This window comes from Epilithonimonas tenax DSM 16811 (genome assembly GCF_000428485.1).
GTDB lineage: Bacteria > Bacteroidota > Bacteroidia > Flavobacteriales > Weeksellaceae > Epilithonimonas > Epilithonimonas tenax.
On the sequence record NZ_AUAA01000014.1, the window covers coordinates 69,431 to 83,168 of the forward strand.

14 protein-coding genes and 1 tRNA gene are annotated in these 13,738 nt (G+C 36.3%); 7 read left to right on the forward strand and 8 right to left on the reverse strand.

Annotation, left to right across the window (positions count from 1 at the left end; genetic code table 11):
* Nucleotides 1–238 precede the first annotated feature (238 nt).
* The 8 genes from F564_RS0108980 to F564_RS0109025 form a co-directional block, all read right to left on the reverse strand.
* Nucleotides 239–1,387 (reverse strand): site-specific integrase, encoded by a 1,149-nt coding sequence (locus F564_RS0108980; RefSeq protein WP_028122350.1) that lies wholly within the window; start codon nucleotides 1,385–1,387, stop codon nucleotides 239–241.
* A 302-nt stretch (nucleotides 1,388–1,689) separates the two neighbouring features.
* A tRNA-Ile gene (locus F564_RS0108990) sits at nucleotides 1,690–1,763 on the reverse strand.
* A 63-nt stretch (nucleotides 1,764–1,826) separates the two neighbouring features.
* Entirely contained in the window at nucleotides 1,827–2,225 is a 399-nt protein-coding gene (gene mce, locus F564_RS0108995; RefSeq protein ID WP_028122351.1) for a methylmalonyl-CoA epimerase, read from the reverse strand.
* A gap of 245 nt (nucleotides 2,226–2,470) precedes the next feature.
* Nucleotides 2,471–3,232, reverse strand: coding sequence for a triose-phosphate isomerase (tpiA, locus tag F564_RS0109005; RefSeq protein ID WP_028122353.1), 762 nt, complete (start codon nucleotides 3,230–3,232; stop codon nucleotides 2,471–2,473).
* Between the two features lie 6 nt (nucleotides 3,233–3,238).
* Entirely contained in the window at nucleotides 3,239–3,589 is a 351-nt protein-coding gene (locus tag F564_RS0109010) for a tellurite resistance TerB family protein (RefSeq protein WP_028122354.1), read from the reverse strand.
* Between the two features lie 8 nt (nucleotides 3,590–3,597).
* Entirely contained in the window at nucleotides 3,598–4,674 is a 1,077-nt protein-coding gene (locus F564_RS0109015; RefSeq protein WP_028122355.1) for a BT_3928 family protein, read from the reverse strand.
* Nucleotides 4,675–4,700: 26 nt separating this feature from the next.
* Nucleotides 4,701–7,277: a DUF7619 domain-containing protein gene (locus tag F564_RS0109020; protein WP_028122356.1), complete on the reverse strand. Its 2,577-nt coding sequence runs from the start codon at nucleotides 7,275–7,277 to the stop codon at nucleotides 4,701–4,703.
* 28 nt (nucleotides 7,278–7,305) lie between these two features.
* On the reverse strand, nucleotides 7,306–7,842 hold the full coding sequence (locus tag F564_RS0109025; protein ID WP_028122357.1) for a DUF1599 domain-containing protein: 537 nt from the start codon (nucleotides 7,840–7,842) through the stop codon (nucleotides 7,306–7,308).
* A 159-nt stretch (nucleotides 7,843–8,001) separates the two neighbouring features.
* On the opposite strand from F564_RS0109025, the gene folP reads away from it, so the two are divergent.
* From folP to F564_RS0109060, 7 genes are all read left to right on the forward strand, one after another.
* The gene (folP, locus tag F564_RS0109030) at nucleotides 8,002–8,823 is read left to right on the forward strand and encodes a dihydropteroate synthase (protein WP_028122358.1); all 822 of its coding nucleotides are present in this window, start codon (nucleotides 8,002–8,004) and stop codon (nucleotides 8,821–8,823) included.
* Between the two features lie 2 nt (nucleotides 8,824–8,825).
* A complete protein-coding gene (locus F564_RS0109035) occupies nucleotides 8,826–10,175 on the forward strand; it encodes a chloride channel protein (protein WP_028122359.1) in 1,350 nt (449 codons plus the stop codon).
* A 112-nt stretch (nucleotides 10,176–10,287) separates the two neighbouring features.
* The gene (locus F564_RS0109040; protein WP_028122360.1) at nucleotides 10,288–11,922 is read left to right on the forward strand and encodes a T9SS type A sorting domain-containing protein; all 1,635 of its coding nucleotides are present in this window, start codon (nucleotides 10,288–10,290) and stop codon (nucleotides 11,920–11,922) included.
* Between the two features lie 132 nt (nucleotides 11,923–12,054).
* Nucleotides 12,055–12,396: a 30S ribosomal protein S6 gene (gene rpsF, locus F564_RS0109045; protein WP_028122361.1), complete on the forward strand. Its 342-nt coding sequence runs from the start codon at nucleotides 12,055–12,057 to the stop codon at nucleotides 12,394–12,396.
* A 27-nt stretch (nucleotides 12,397–12,423) separates the two neighbouring features.
* Nucleotides 12,424–12,726: a 30S ribosomal protein S18 gene (gene rpsR, locus F564_RS0109050; RefSeq protein ID WP_028122362.1), complete on the forward strand. Its 303-nt coding sequence runs from the start codon at nucleotides 12,424–12,426 to the stop codon at nucleotides 12,724–12,726.
* 165 nt (nucleotides 12,727–12,891) lie between these two features.
* Entirely contained in the window at nucleotides 12,892–13,410 is a 519-nt protein-coding gene (gene rplI / locus F564_RS0109055) for a 50S ribosomal protein L9 (protein ID WP_028122363.1), read from the forward strand.
* Between the two features lie 142 nt (nucleotides 13,411–13,552).
* On the forward strand, nucleotides 13,553–13,738 hold a 186-nt coding region (locus F564_RS0109060; RefSeq protein WP_028122364.1), incomplete at its 3' end, for an ISAon1 family transposase N-terminal region protein.

Consider the following 13,738-nt stretch of genomic DNA (forward strand, 5'->3'; position numbering starts at 1 on the left):
CCACCGCCAGTTCCAAACGGCTTTAGTTTAAACATAGAAAAAGCGTGGAACTAAACCATATTAACTACCGAGGTACTGGTATACCCATACAGACTAATAGGATAGCCCACGCAAAGCGAGGGCGTATCACTATTTATTTCTGTCTGTATTAAAAATTACCAGTTTTCGGCAGAACAAATAAACAGCTTACGCTTTTATCGTTAAAAATTATTTTTCTTTCAGTCGTAAATTTACGAAATTATCCATAATGAACGCCATTCATAACATTTTTCAGATTTCCAAGATGAGAGTTAGTATACATCAATGTATTGGTAAGGTTCAAATGTCCTAATAATTTACTCACTAATGGTAAGGAAATATTGTTATTATTTACTAAGAATGAAGCAAAAGTATGTCTCCCAACGTGAAAGCTTACGCTTTTGTATATTTTGCATTCCTTAGCTATTTCTTTTAAAATCCGGTTTCCGACTTGATTCGTAACTTCTCTAAATATTTTTTGATTTTTATTTGAACTTAAATACGGTTTAATCAATTTTATTAACTGATTATTCAGAGGAATTTCAATTTGATGTTTCGTTTTCATCATCTTTTTTGAGATAACACCATTCTCTAAGTCTATATCTGCCACTTTTAGCGAATATAGGTCGGAGTACCTAAAACCTGAATAACACGATAAAAGAAACATATCTCTGACAGTATTTGTGATGTTATTTGAACTTTTGAAAGACTGAATCTTTACTACTTCGTCTTCGTCCAAAAATATAGTTTTATGTTTAGGAGATTTTACTGCAAATCCAGCATTATATGGATTATCTATTTTTGCTTTTTTGAATCGATTCATCTCATTGATAATACACCTTAGGCATTTATGGTGATTATACAAACCTCCATCGCCTATGTCAAGCTTTTTGAGAAAATTATCAAACTTTGTGATGAATGTAAGATCGATATCGGATACAAAAATTTTGGATTTGAATTTTTTCAAACGAATTCTTAAGGTCTCGTATTTGTAATAAGTATCATCGCAAAGGTCTGGACGTTTAATTTCTAAGATTTCATCAAAAACAGTGTAAAAATTATTGTTTTGATTTCCCTTTATAAAATTATCAATAACGGAAAATGAAAGAGGAACTCCGGCTAATATTGTCTGATTACATAGAGTTTCAATCTCAGAAATTCTTTTGTTAATTAGGGAATTTACAATTCCATAACCCTTCCCAATGGCAAGACCGCTTTTTTTATCCCAAAATTTATTCTCAACACTCTCTCCTAAAGAATATTTTTTCTTTTCAGAACTTATTATTATTTGAATGTAGATTGGAGAGAGACCATTTTTTAGAACTTTGTCAGTTCTCAAGATTGCTTTTACTGAAAAATTACTTTTCATTGAATTAATTATTTTAAAGTTACAATAGCCTTATAGCCACTAACAGTAAAATAATTTGCGAAGATAGATAAAATTTCCGAATTATAAAATTAAATATCTGATTATCAATTATTTACGTAAAAGTTAAAGAATGTTAATATATGTTAAATTTGAAATTAATTTTTAGTGATAAAATTATTAGGGGGAAAAAAGGGGGAATTTTTTTGAAGAAAGATGACGACAAATGAATAGCCTAACAATGAAAAAAGCCCCTAAAATAGAGGCTTTTGTAATTTCGGAAAAATTCTCATTCTTCACGAGCGTGGTCCCACCTGGGCTCGAACCAGGGACAACCTGATTATGAGTCAGGGACTCTAACCAGCTGAGCTATAGGACCGCATAAAATTGGTTAGATTTTGTGTGTGCAAAAATAGCAAAATTTCTTTATCTACAAAATATTTTAGGGTTTTTCTTGACACAATTCTATCAGTACACCATTCGTAGACTTGGGATGAAGGAAGACAACTAATTTGTTATCAGCACCTTGTTTGGGTTCTTCGGAGATGAAAATAAATCCTTCTTTTTTTAATCTTTCGATTTCGGTTTGGATACTTTCTACGCCAAAGGCTATATGGTGGATGCCTTCGCCTTTTTTATCTAGGAATTTGGCAATGGGACTTTCCGGATTGGTGGCTTCAAGAAGTTCTATTTTGCTTGCTCCAAGTTCGTAAAAAGAGGTGGTGACGCCTTCCCTTTCTACAGATTCTTGTTTGTAATTGGACTTACCCAAAAGTCGGGCAAATAAATGGTCTGAGTCTTCTAAAGATTTCACAGCGATGCCGAGGTGTTCTATTTTCATTTTTTATAATGTTGATTTCTGAAAGTAATGACCCGATCAAACTTTGGACAAAAATGGATTGGATGACAAAACCACTAGCCCCGATAGTAGTGGAAATCCTTTTTTGCGTGGACTTTCATAACTTTAGGATGAGCAAACGTGATGCAAAAAAGATTGCAACGGATAGCGGGATCCAGCTCCAAAAAAAAAAAAACTTTGCCAAAAAACTGTCATCAACAGAAATTTGACAAAGTGTATTTTGCTGTTTAGGAATTAAATCCTTCTATGATTTTTGCAAAATCTTCGATTTTCAGTGCTGCGCCACCGATCAATCCGCCGTCAACGTCTGGCTGAGAGAAGATCTCTTTGGCATTGTCTGGCTTCACACTTCCGCCATAAAGGATGGAAATCTCGTCTGCTACCTCTTTTCCGTATTGATCCGCAATCAGGCTTCTGATGTAGGCGTGAACCTCCTGCGCTTGCTCTGCTGTAGCCGTTTCGCCTGTACCGATGGCCCAGACTGGCTCGTAAGCAATGACTACTTTTTTGATTTCCTCAGCAGACAATGTGAATAGAGCTGTTTCGGTTTGATTTTTTACCACTTCGAAGTGTCTTCCTGCTTTTCTTTCTTCCAGTTTTTCGCCGTTGCAATAGATTGGCGTCAGGCCTTTGTCCAAAAGTGCTTTTACTTTTCTGTTGGCGTGGCTGTCTGTTTCTCCGTGGAAGGTTCTTCTCTCTGAGTGTGATACCAAACTTCCGTCTGCACCAACAGATGCCAACATATCTACGGAAATCTCGCCTGTATAAGCGCCGCTGGCGTATTCTGAAACGTCTTGGGCGTAAACACCTACTTCTCCATTTTTGAAGACTTCCTTAGCAGCAGCAAGATACAATGCTGGCGGTGCGATGAAAACCTCGCAGTTCGTCGTGTTATTTTTTTTGTATTCTAAAAGCTGAATCATCAATTCCTGCGCTTCAGCGTACGTTTTGTTCATTTTCCAGTTTCCTGCAACAATGTTTTTTCTCATTTTAAATTATTTTAAATTCCAAAGGTTTTTTAGAAGGATGTAAAATTTGTGCTCGTCATCACTTACTTTATTATCAGCTTTGATGAGTGATTTTGCGAACTGGATGAAGTCTTTTCTTTCCGTTTCTGTAGAGTCTTCTTCGTAGCATTTGGCATGGAACTCAAAATGCTCCTGCCACTGGTCTGAAGTAAGCTGAGCAATGGTCTCCAGCTCATCATCCAGATCCAAACGAAACGGGAATTCTTCCGCCATATATTCCTGAATTTTAAGGCCTTCTTGCGGTTTCATGATGCCATCCACGGCGGACAAAATCATCAATAAATGGTAACCGGCGATTGGTTTGTTTGATTTTCTCATTATATAAATTATTCTTTTTCTAGGTAATCTTTTGCACTTGATTTCTCTACTATTTTCCCTTTTTCCAAAATTAAAACAAAAGGATTGCTTCTTGCAATGGTTTTGATGGCGATCTCATCCATCATGTAATTCGGAATCTGTTTGTAGAAATCTGGCTGTGTGCTGATGCCATAAACTTTGGTTTTTTCTGTCAAAGCTTTGGTTTCTGTTTTTTTGACTAATTCTAAGTCGGCTTCTTTCGGTTGGTATGTAAAAACAAGAATGACTTTTGGTTCTTTCAGGATCTCGTCTGTGAAAGGATTTCCGTTGGCATCCTCTATTTTAAATTTTGAAATTTCGGATTCGTAGCCCTTCTTGGTAAGCTCGGAAGTTGTTTTTCCTTCCTCGATCTGCCAGTTGGTGTCTTTCCAATATTCTTTATTAATATATTCGTCCTGATCTACTTTTTTGACTTCTTTGGTTTTAGCGTTTTTTAATGAATAAAAAGTTTTGTATTCGGATGGGGCTTTGGCAATTTTTTCTTTCTCAGCCGCCAGATCTGTTCCAATGGCATAGGCCCGGAAATCGATCATGGGTTCGTGAAAAACGCCTCTAAACATAACGAATAACATGATTAAAATAAAAACAGACAACAATGGTAACTTCCCGTATCTCACCACTTTGTCTTCTTCTCTTTTGCTGTAAAGAACTGCTAAGATAATTAATAAAACCAAAAGCGTCATATCTTTCCAGAAGGATTGCCAAGGTGTAAATTTCAATGCATCTCCGAAACATCCGCAATCTGTCACCACATTGTAGTAGGCCGAATAGAAAGTTAAAAATCCGAAGAAAATACAAATAGCAATCAACGCATAAATGGCCTGCTTCAGTTTGATTTTCATTAACAACATAAAGCCTAAGATAAGCTCCAGTAGCACGACCATTATTGCAAATGCCAAAGCATATTTTTCCAAAAATGGCAAATCAAAAACGATGGGTGAAAAGTACTCTTCCAGCTTGAAAGAAAATCCCTTGAGATCTACCGCTTTCACAAATCCGGAAGCGATGAATATGACTGAGACGATGTAGCGTAATATGGTGCGCATAACTTTATAATAATGTTTGTAAAAATTTATTCTTTAATTATTTTCTTCAAATAGTAACCAGATTTTGTATTGGCTTTTATAATATAGATAGCACTTTTCAGTGTTTTTACATCAATTTTATTTTCAGTCACAGATGATTTTGACATGATGCGCCCATTGAGGTCAAAAATCTCAATTGACACTATTTTTTTCTTACTTTCCATCTTTATGAGATTTTTTACAGGATTTGGATATATTTTAAAATCTGCTTTTGGAAGTTCCACATCATCTGTTCCCAAACTTTGGAATAAAGATGAAAACTCATTGGTCTTAAGTGGCAAATTATAATCAAAAAAAATGTCTGCCTTGTTTTTGATTTGAGATCCCACTGTAAGATTTGGAAGGGTTTTAATTTTGAAAACAATATATCCATCGTTATGGGCATAATCAAAAGGAAGGTCTATATTCTCAAAAACGAACTCAATTACATTTCCTATGATTCTGGTTTTATAAGAATGGCTTGAAGTAATCGGGATGATACTACTTGCATCAAACATCGCAGTATTAATGAGGTCTTTTACAACAACCTGTTGCGCATTGGCTGTTCCTGTATTTTCAAAACGGATTTTATAAGTGACATATTTACCGATCAAATTCGGCGTTATCACATCGCCTTCCAAACAAACTTTGTCATTCGGGTCAAAAGAACCTACAACCGTTTGTACAAATGAAAAATGATTGTCATATTCTGTAAGATCTTCGGAGACAGGATTTACATTGGAAGTGTAAGTTAATTTTTCATTGACATTGACGGTTGGCGGCGCCAATGTTTTCAAAGTGATTATGATTGTTTTACTTTCAAACGGTTTCAGATTATTAAAATTCCATTTAAGATCTCCAGCAGTTGCAGTATTTGGAGAAACATCAGCAGCAACAAATTCTGATTTTAAAAGGTCAAAACCAAAATTGACATCTCCATTTAAAATTGTATTCCCTTTGTTTTTATAGATTAATCTGAAAGTTGTTGCGAACCCTGGACGAACTGAATTGACCGGAATAATCTTGACTTCGAGGTCATTCTTTGTACCGTTTGCAGAAATACAGAAATCCTGAGTTTGTGTATTGCTGTTACTATTAGCAAAAACAAACTGCTTATTGGCCGGAGACGCTATGAAATAATCAGGATTTTCGAATACTGGAGTGAGAGTGTAAGATCCCGTTTGAACATAATTTATATAGCTGCCATCAGAATTCCCGGCCATCATTCCCGCCGTTGTCCCATTATTGATAGAATATTTAATCGGAAAAAATGATAAACCGTTGATGTCGCATCCACTATTATTATCGATTCTTGCATTTCCCTTTATGGTATTGAAATCGCCTCCAGGGGTAAAGGAACAATAAGTATTGACTGCACATTGGTTATAATAATATGAGTTTACTAAACTCTGAACATAAGGCATCTCCCCTTCATCACAGCATATATATTTAATATTAGGATTACTGTCAAAATTTAAACTTTGATTTAACCCATTTTTAATAAACAAGCTAGTAAGTGAATTATTATAGCAAAGTATTGATTGAAGTTTAGTATTTTCTTGAGTATTCAAAGTTGATAACAAATTATGTGTACAACTTAAATTTTGAAGATTTTGCAGTCCCTGAAGCGTAAGTGCTGTTAAATTGTTTTGATTACAGTCTAAAGATTGAAGATTTATCAAACCGCTCAACACCAATGAACTTAATGGATTGACACTACAGTCAAGTGTTTTCAGATTTACTAAACCATGTAAATTAATTGAATTAATATTATTCCCCGCGCAAATAACCGTTTTTATTTTAGTTAATCCTTGCAAATTTAAAGAGGTTAGTAGATTTTGAATACAATTTAGGGTTTGAAGATTAGTCAGTAATTGCGTATTCAAATTAGTAAGTTTATTTGAACTACAATCCAAATGATCAATTTTATTTACTGGTGAAAAATCTATTGATTCAATTTTATTTCGTTTACAGATTAATGTAATAAGATTTGCTGAATTTCTAACGTCCATATCAACCAAAGAATTTTCACTGCAGTCGATATATCCAAGATTATTTGAGTTCTGTAAACTTATAGATGTTAAAGCATTATAATTACAAGAAACATACTTCAATGCAGGTAGATTTTTAAGATCCAAGGAAGTCAATCGATTAAAATTGGACATTAAATACTCTAACTTATTGAGACCTTGAACATGTAATGATGTCAAAGAATTGGAGTCACAATATATGTATTGAACATTGCTTAAACCTAGAACATTTAAAGAAGTCAATTTATTACTTGAACATACTAAAGTTTGAAGTTTTACTAAGCCCTGTAAGTCTAAAGAAGTTATCTTATTGGAACTACAATTCAAATTCTGGATATTACTAAAAGAAAGAATTCCTTCTAGCGATATTACATTTCTATCATTACAGTTTATATTTATTACATTTTGCGCTTCGGATAACTGCATCTCTCCATCACCATTTGTATCAAAATTAGAAACCAAATATTGTTTAAAATTGGCATCAGGAATATTGACTTTCTGAGCGCTCAATAATAGGCCGAAAAGAAAAAACAAAAGAAAATAGTTTTTTTTCATATCAGGTGAAGGTTATTAGTTTTAAGTTTTAGTTTTTAAATTTTATCAAACAAAAAACCGCATAATTCAGCATATCAAAATAATTGGCATCCAAACCTTCCGACACCAAAGTTGCTCCGTTATTATCTTCTATCTGCTTGGTTCTAAGTACTTTTTGGTAGATCAGATCCGTAATAGATGAAATTCTCATCTCGCGCCAGGCTTCGCCGTAGTCGTGGTTTTTGCGTTCCATCAACTCCTTAGCTTTCTGCGCGTAGAAGTTATAAAGCCTCATCGTTTCGTCAGGATTGGCGTTGATCTCATCCGAAAAACCTTTCTCTAACTGAATCAAACCTATGATCGAATAGTTGATGATCGCCACAAACTCATCTTCCTCACTTTCATCCACCATTTTGACATCGGTCATCTGCAAAGTACGGATCCTATTGACTTTGATGTAAATCTGATCGGTTATAGAACTGGGACGCAGCACGCGCCACGCGGTGCCGTAATCCTTCATTTTTTTCTGAAATAAGTCTCTGCAGATCGCGATAACGCTGTCGAATTGGGCGGATGTATTGGGCATAAATATGTCTATTGGCTCAAAGATACAAATTTTGTCAATAGTTGGAAGTTGACGGTCGTCAGTTTTTTGGTGCAGGAGAAATAATCCATCACTCACGATTACCAATTAATACGTTACAATTCATTACTAAATCACTATTTTTGTTCAATGCGTTTTTCTATGACTAATTCTGACAATTCCAAATTCTTTTCTATTAATTGCAATGGCAGATTGATTGATCTTTCCACGCCAATATTAATGGGAATACTGAATCTGACACCCGATTCTTTCTCTGACGGCGGCAAATTTAATAATGAAAATAATGCGCTGAAACAAGCTGAAAATTTGTTAAAAAATGGTGCAAGTATCATTGATATTGGCGCACAATCTACACGACCAAACGCAGAATACCTGACCGCCGACGAGGAAATCAGAAGAATTGGAAACGTGATCTCATCCATCAAAAAAGAGTTCCCGGAAAGTGTGATTTCGCTAGATACATTCTATGCAGATGTGGTGAAGTTTGGCTATAATCAAGGCATTGACATCGTGAATGATATTTCGGCAGGACAATTTGATTCAAATTTATTGGATGCAGTCGCAGAAACGGGTTTGCCTTATATTCTGATGCATATTAATCCAACGTATGAATCGATGCATGAGAAAATCAAATCTGACGACATCACCCTGTCTATCAATCGATTTTTCTCTGAAAAAACATCGGTATTAAAGAAAAAAGGTATCAAAGACATCATTCTGGATCCAGGTTTTGGCTTCGGAAAAACGGTAGAAGATCAATATAAAATGATCGACGAGTTTCAATATTTCAGCTTCGGAACATACCCGGTTTTAGCAGGCATATCAAAGAAGTCATTCATCTACAAACCTTTGGGAAAACAGGCTAATGAGGTGCAAAAGGAAACCTTGCAGCTGCATCTGAAATTAATCGAAAAAGGCGCCAAAATCATCCGTTTACACCATCCGGAAACTTTGAAACGCTGAGTATGAAAACAATATTGCGATACCTCAGAACGATCCTCAAGAAATCCTTTGATAATATCAGAAACGAACGCTTGAAAGAAAACCTCCTGCAAGCCGTCCCTTTCTGGATAGGTTCTATTATCACAGGCATCATTGCAGTTCTCTACGCTCAGATCTTTGCTATTGGGGAACACACTCTCAATAAAATTCTGGATTGGCACTTGTGGATGATCTTCATTATCGCTCCGGTAGGATTCGTGCTTTCCTGGTGGTTGGTAAAAAAATACGCACCTTATGCGAAAGGAAGTGGCATCCCGCAAGTGATGGCTGCGGTAGACTTTGCAAATCCAAAGGAAAATCATCTGATCTCCAGATTACTGAGCTTAAGAATTATCATTATCAAGATCTTATCCAGTTTTGTTTTGGTTTCCGGCGGCGGCGCCATCGGGCGGGAAGGCCCTACTATTCAGATTGCAGGATCTATTTTCCGGAAAGTCTATGAATTTCTACCGGAATGGTGGCCCAAGATCTCCAAAAAAAATATGATCCTGACCGGTGCAGCAGCTGGACTTTCTGCCGCATTCAACACCCCACTTGGCGGAATTGTTTTTGCGGTGGAAGAGTTATCGAAAACACACATTAATTATTTCAAAACAGCCCTGTTCACGGCCGTTATCATTGCCGGACTTACGGCGCAGTCTTTTGCCGGATCTTATCTGTATCTCGGCTACCCAAAAACAGGCGGAGTTACACTTTGGATTATGTTTCCTATTATTTTTGTTTCAGGAATTTCAGGAATCCTCAGCAGTCAGCTTTCCGTAGCAATGCTGAAAATCAACCGTCTGAAGAAAAAACTTAAAACCGACCTTTCCAATATTATTTTTCTGGTTATTTCCGCATTGATTGTAGCATCCATTGCTTATTTTATCAACAGAGATATTTTAGGTTCTGGGAAAGACATTATAGAGAGAGTGCTTTTCACGGATCACAAAACCGAGGCCTGGTATGTTCCGATCCTCAGAATGTTGGGACCAGCTTTGGCTTTCACCTCTGGCGGTGCGGGCGGCATCTTTGCACCGGCACTATCCACAGGAGCCACCATCGGGAGTGTCTTTGCGGGCGTGATGAATCTGACGGATAATGAAACCAATGTTCTGGTTCTCGCAGGAATGGTTGCTTTTCTCACAGGTATTACAAGGGCACCGTTTACTTCTGCTATTTTGGTTTTGGAGATGACAGACAGACATTCCTTAATATTTCATCTGATGCTGGCTGGGATGATGTCCTCCATATTTTCTGTTCTGGTCAGCCGACATTCCTTATACGAAGCATTAAAATTAAATTTCATTAATGACATCTCAAAAGACAAATAGATCATAATTATTTATTTTTTTTAAAATATAAATGTTAAAATCATAAAAATTTAACATTTGTTTAGTTTTTTTTTATAATTTTGAAATGAATCAAAAAAAATAAATTTCTATTATGAAAAAAATTCTATTTTCTTTAATTGCAGCGGCAGCCGTTTATTCGACCGATGTAATGAAAGCACAGACTGTCATTTTCGAAGACAGTTTTGAGAGCTACACAGACTTCGCAATTGCCAATGTAGGCAGCTGGACTCTTACTGATGTCGACTTAAAAACAACCTACGGTTTCCAGGGTGTGACATTCCCGAACACTCAGGTTGCAAAATCTTTCCAGGTTTTTAACTCGACCCTGACAACACCTCCTTTGGATCCAACCACGACTTCAGACTGGACTGCAAGAACAGGAGAGCGAGCTATGGTAAGCTTCGGCGCCGACACTGCTCCGTGGAGTAATGACTGGCTGATCTCACCTCAGGTACAGCTAATCGCCGGTTCCGGTGCATCATTAAGTTTCTGGGCCAAAGGATGCGACGCCACTTACGGTGCTGAAAAGTTCAAGGTGTTGGTTTCTACCACAGGAACTGCAGTTGCAAATTTTACAGCTATTTCAGCTCTTACAGTTACCCCTTCCGACGCAGCTTATCATGAGTACACTTATAACTTAAATGCTTATGCAGGACAGCAGGTGTACATTGCTATACAGTGTACATCGGACGATCAATTTGGTTTTGCGGTGGATGATTTCAAAATAGTAAGCACTACTCTTCCTACTACAGCACCTGGATGCGCAACTTTGACATCACCAGCTAACGCAGCAACCAACCTTGCTTATACTTCTCAAACATTATCCTGGACAGCTCCAACTGTAGGAGCAGCAGACTCTTATGATGTATATCTGGATAAAAACGCCAACCCTACAACACTAGTTGGTAATGTATCTGGTACAAGTTATACAGCAACTAATCTGGACGGATCGTCAACTTATTACTGGAAAGTAATTCCTAAAAATACCGTTGGCTCTGCTACAGGATGTACTGTATTTTCTTTCACAACTGCAGCACCTACCTATTGTACTGCCGGAGCAACTTCTACAAGTTTTGAGAAAATATCTAATGTGACATTTGCAAACATTAACAAAAGCTCCACTGCTACTACCGGTTACGAAGACTTCACCACAACCGTTGGAAACGTAACAGTTGGATCTACCTATACTTTCAATGCAACATTCACAGGTACTTCTTACACTACTGATCAGGTTCTGGTTTGGATTGACTTCAACAATGATAAAGATTTCAATGATGTAGGTGAGCAAGTATTGGTGACACCAACCAAAACCTCTCCTTGGACAGGATCTATTACGATTCCTGCAACTGCTACTATTGGATCTACCCGTATGAGAGTTAGACTTCACGATTCTTCTCTAGGTGGAAACATCACATCTTGTGGAACATCCAGTTATGGACAAGTTGAAGATTATACCTTAAACATTGGAACACTTGCTGTTTCTGAGGTTTCTAAAAATGGCATCAAAGCTTATCCAAATCCAGTCAAAGATATTTTTAATATCGAAGCTCAGGGTAAAATCAAATCCGTAAAAGTTTTTGACGTTACTGGTAAGCAATTATTAACGAAAGACATCAACGAAGCTAAATCTCAAATCGATTTCAGCAGATTTAATTCTGGCGTTTATGTCGTAACAACTACAATGGAAGATGGCTCTACAACTTCTACCAAAGTGATCAAAAAGTAATCTTTTTTAAAAATATTATAATCAAATTTCAATCCCGTCAATATTTGGCGGGATTTTTTTATGGTAAGTATTTGTAGTTTAGAAAAAAGTTGTACTTTTGCAACTCGAATTTTTAATTAATAAATTAACATTATGAACAATTACGAAACTGTTTTCATTTTAACTCCCGTTCTATCTGATGCTCAGGTGGAGGAAGCAGTGAAAAAATTTGAAGATCTATTGACTTCAAACAATTGCGAAATCGTTGCCAAAGAAAATTGGGGACTTAAGAAATTAGCTTATCCTATTCAATTGAAAAAGAATGGTTTTTACACACTAATCGAATTCAAAGGAGAAGGAACTGTAGTTGCAGATCTTGAAACTGCTTTCAAACGTGATGAGAGAGTGATCCGTTATTTAACCACTAAGTTAGATAAGCACGCTATCGATTACGCAGTAACAAGAAGAAGCAAAATAAAATCTGCTAAAGCTTAATTATTAACCTTTTAAAATTTTAAAATCATGGCAATAGATGATATGGCAAAACAAGCCTCTGCCGGAGGCGAATCTGAAGTAAAATTTCTTACTCCACTTGATATCAATACAAAAACTGATAAAAAGTACTGTAGATTCAAAAAATTTGGAATTAAGCACGTCGATTACAAAGATGCTGACTTCCTTTTACAATTCGTAAACGAACAAGGTAAGATCTTACCAAGAAGATACACAGGAACTTCTCTTAAATATCAAAGAAAAGTGTCTGCAGCTATCAAAAGAGCAAGACATCTTTCTTTGATGCCTTACGTAGCAGATCTTTTGAAATAAGACAAAACAAATAAAAGAAGTAGGCTTGCCTGCTTCTTTTGTTGCTGAATAAATCAATTAATTCTAACGATTTAGATAAGAGATAAAAGATAAGAGATAAAAGATTTTAAAGTCTTGATTCTTGGCTCTTTGTTCTTGGCTCTAAAACTAAAACGGACAACAACAATGGAAATTATCCTAAAACAAGACGTAGAGAACTTAGGACTAGAGTTCGATACAGTAAACGTAAAACCTGGTTACGCGCGTAACTTTTTACTACCTCAAGGTATTGCTTTATTAGCAACTCCGAAAAACAAAGCAGCCCTAGAAGCTACTTTGGAATCTAGAAAAGAAGAAGAAGCTAAATTGGTTGCTGCAGCTAACGCTGTTGTTGAGCAATTGAAGAAAACATCTATCACTATTCCTGCAAAAGTAGGTTCCGGAGACAGATTATTTGGTTCTATCAACAATGCAGATCTTGCTGCTGCTTTGGCAAAAGCAGGTGTTAGCGTTGATAAAAAATATATCAAAATCCCTGGAAACACGATCAAAAGAACTGGTACAGTAACTGCACTGATCAGACTTCACAGAACTGTGGAGTATAACTTCGATTTTGCTATCGTTTCTGACGCTCCGGTAGAAGCTCCTAAACCAGCTGCTCCAAAAGCTAAAGTTGTAGAAGAAACGCCTTCTGAAGAAGCTTAATTAAGTTTTCAACAAAGCATAAAAAAACCATTCTGAAATTTCAGAATGGTTTTTTTACTGTTAGCATCTTAAGATTTCCTCGCCTTCCAAGGGATCAATTCCAAAACTTGGGGAGAAAGATAAAAATTAATAATTTTGAAGGATGTTAAATGATGTCGAACTCCTTAAATTATTTTTACCGGAACTTCTCATTGAGTATTTTGAGATTGTAAAATTTGAAGAAGAAAACCAAATCCTGCACATCTATTTTGAAGAGAAAAATACTGCTCCGAAAGAGTTTTCTTCTCTGCTATTACAGTCAAAAGGTTTTGTTCCGGAAATAACCGTT

Bases quoted from the DNA above. Each gene is read 5' to 3' on its own strand.
- tpiA (WP_028122353.1), bottom strand. From the start codon at position 3,232: ATGAGAAAAAACATTGTTGCAGGAAACTGGAAAATGAACAAAACGTAC.
- rpsR (WP_028122362.1), top strand. From the start codon at position 12,424: ATGGCAATAGATGATATGGCAAAACAAGCCTCTGCCGGAGGCGAATCT.
- F564_RS0109035 (WP_028122359.1), top strand. From the start codon at position 8,826: ATGAAAACAATATTGCGATACCTCAGAACGATCCTCAAGAAATCCTTT.
- folP (WP_028122358.1), top strand. From the start codon at position 8,002: ATGACTAATTCTGACAATTCCAAATTCTTTTCTATTAATTGCAATGGC.
- F564_RS0109020 (WP_028122356.1), bottom strand. From the start codon at position 7,277: ATGAAAAAAAACTATTTTCTTTTGTTTTTTCTTTTCGGCCTATTATTG.
- F564_RS0109010 (WP_028122354.1), bottom strand. From the start codon at position 3,589: ATGAGAAAATCAAACAAACCAATCGCCGGTTACCATTTATTGATGATT.
- F564_RS0109025 (WP_028122357.1), bottom strand. From the start codon at position 7,842: ATGCCCAATACATCCGCCCAATTCGACAGCGTTATCGCGATCTGCAGA.
- rpsF (WP_028122361.1), top strand. From the start codon at position 12,055: ATGAACAATTACGAAACTGTTTTCATTTTAACTCCCGTTCTATCTGAT.
- rplI (WP_028122363.1), top strand. From the start codon at position 12,892: ATGGAAATTATCCTAAAACAAGACGTAGAGAACTTAGGACTAGAGTTC.
- F564_RS0109015 (WP_028122355.1), bottom strand. From the start codon at position 4,674: ATGCGCACCATATTACGCTACATCGTCTCAGTCATATTCATCGCTTCC.
- mce (WP_028122351.1), bottom strand. From the start codon at position 2,225: ATGAAAATAGAACACCTCGGCATCGCTGTGAAATCTTTAGAAGACTCA.
- F564_RS0109040 (WP_028122360.1), top strand. From the start codon at position 10,288: ATGAAAAAAATTCTATTTTCTTTAATTGCAGCGGCAGCCGTTTATTCG.
- F564_RS0108980 (WP_028122350.1), bottom strand. From the start codon at position 1,387: ATGAAAAGTAATTTTTCAGTAAAAGCAATCTTGAGAACTGACAAAGTT.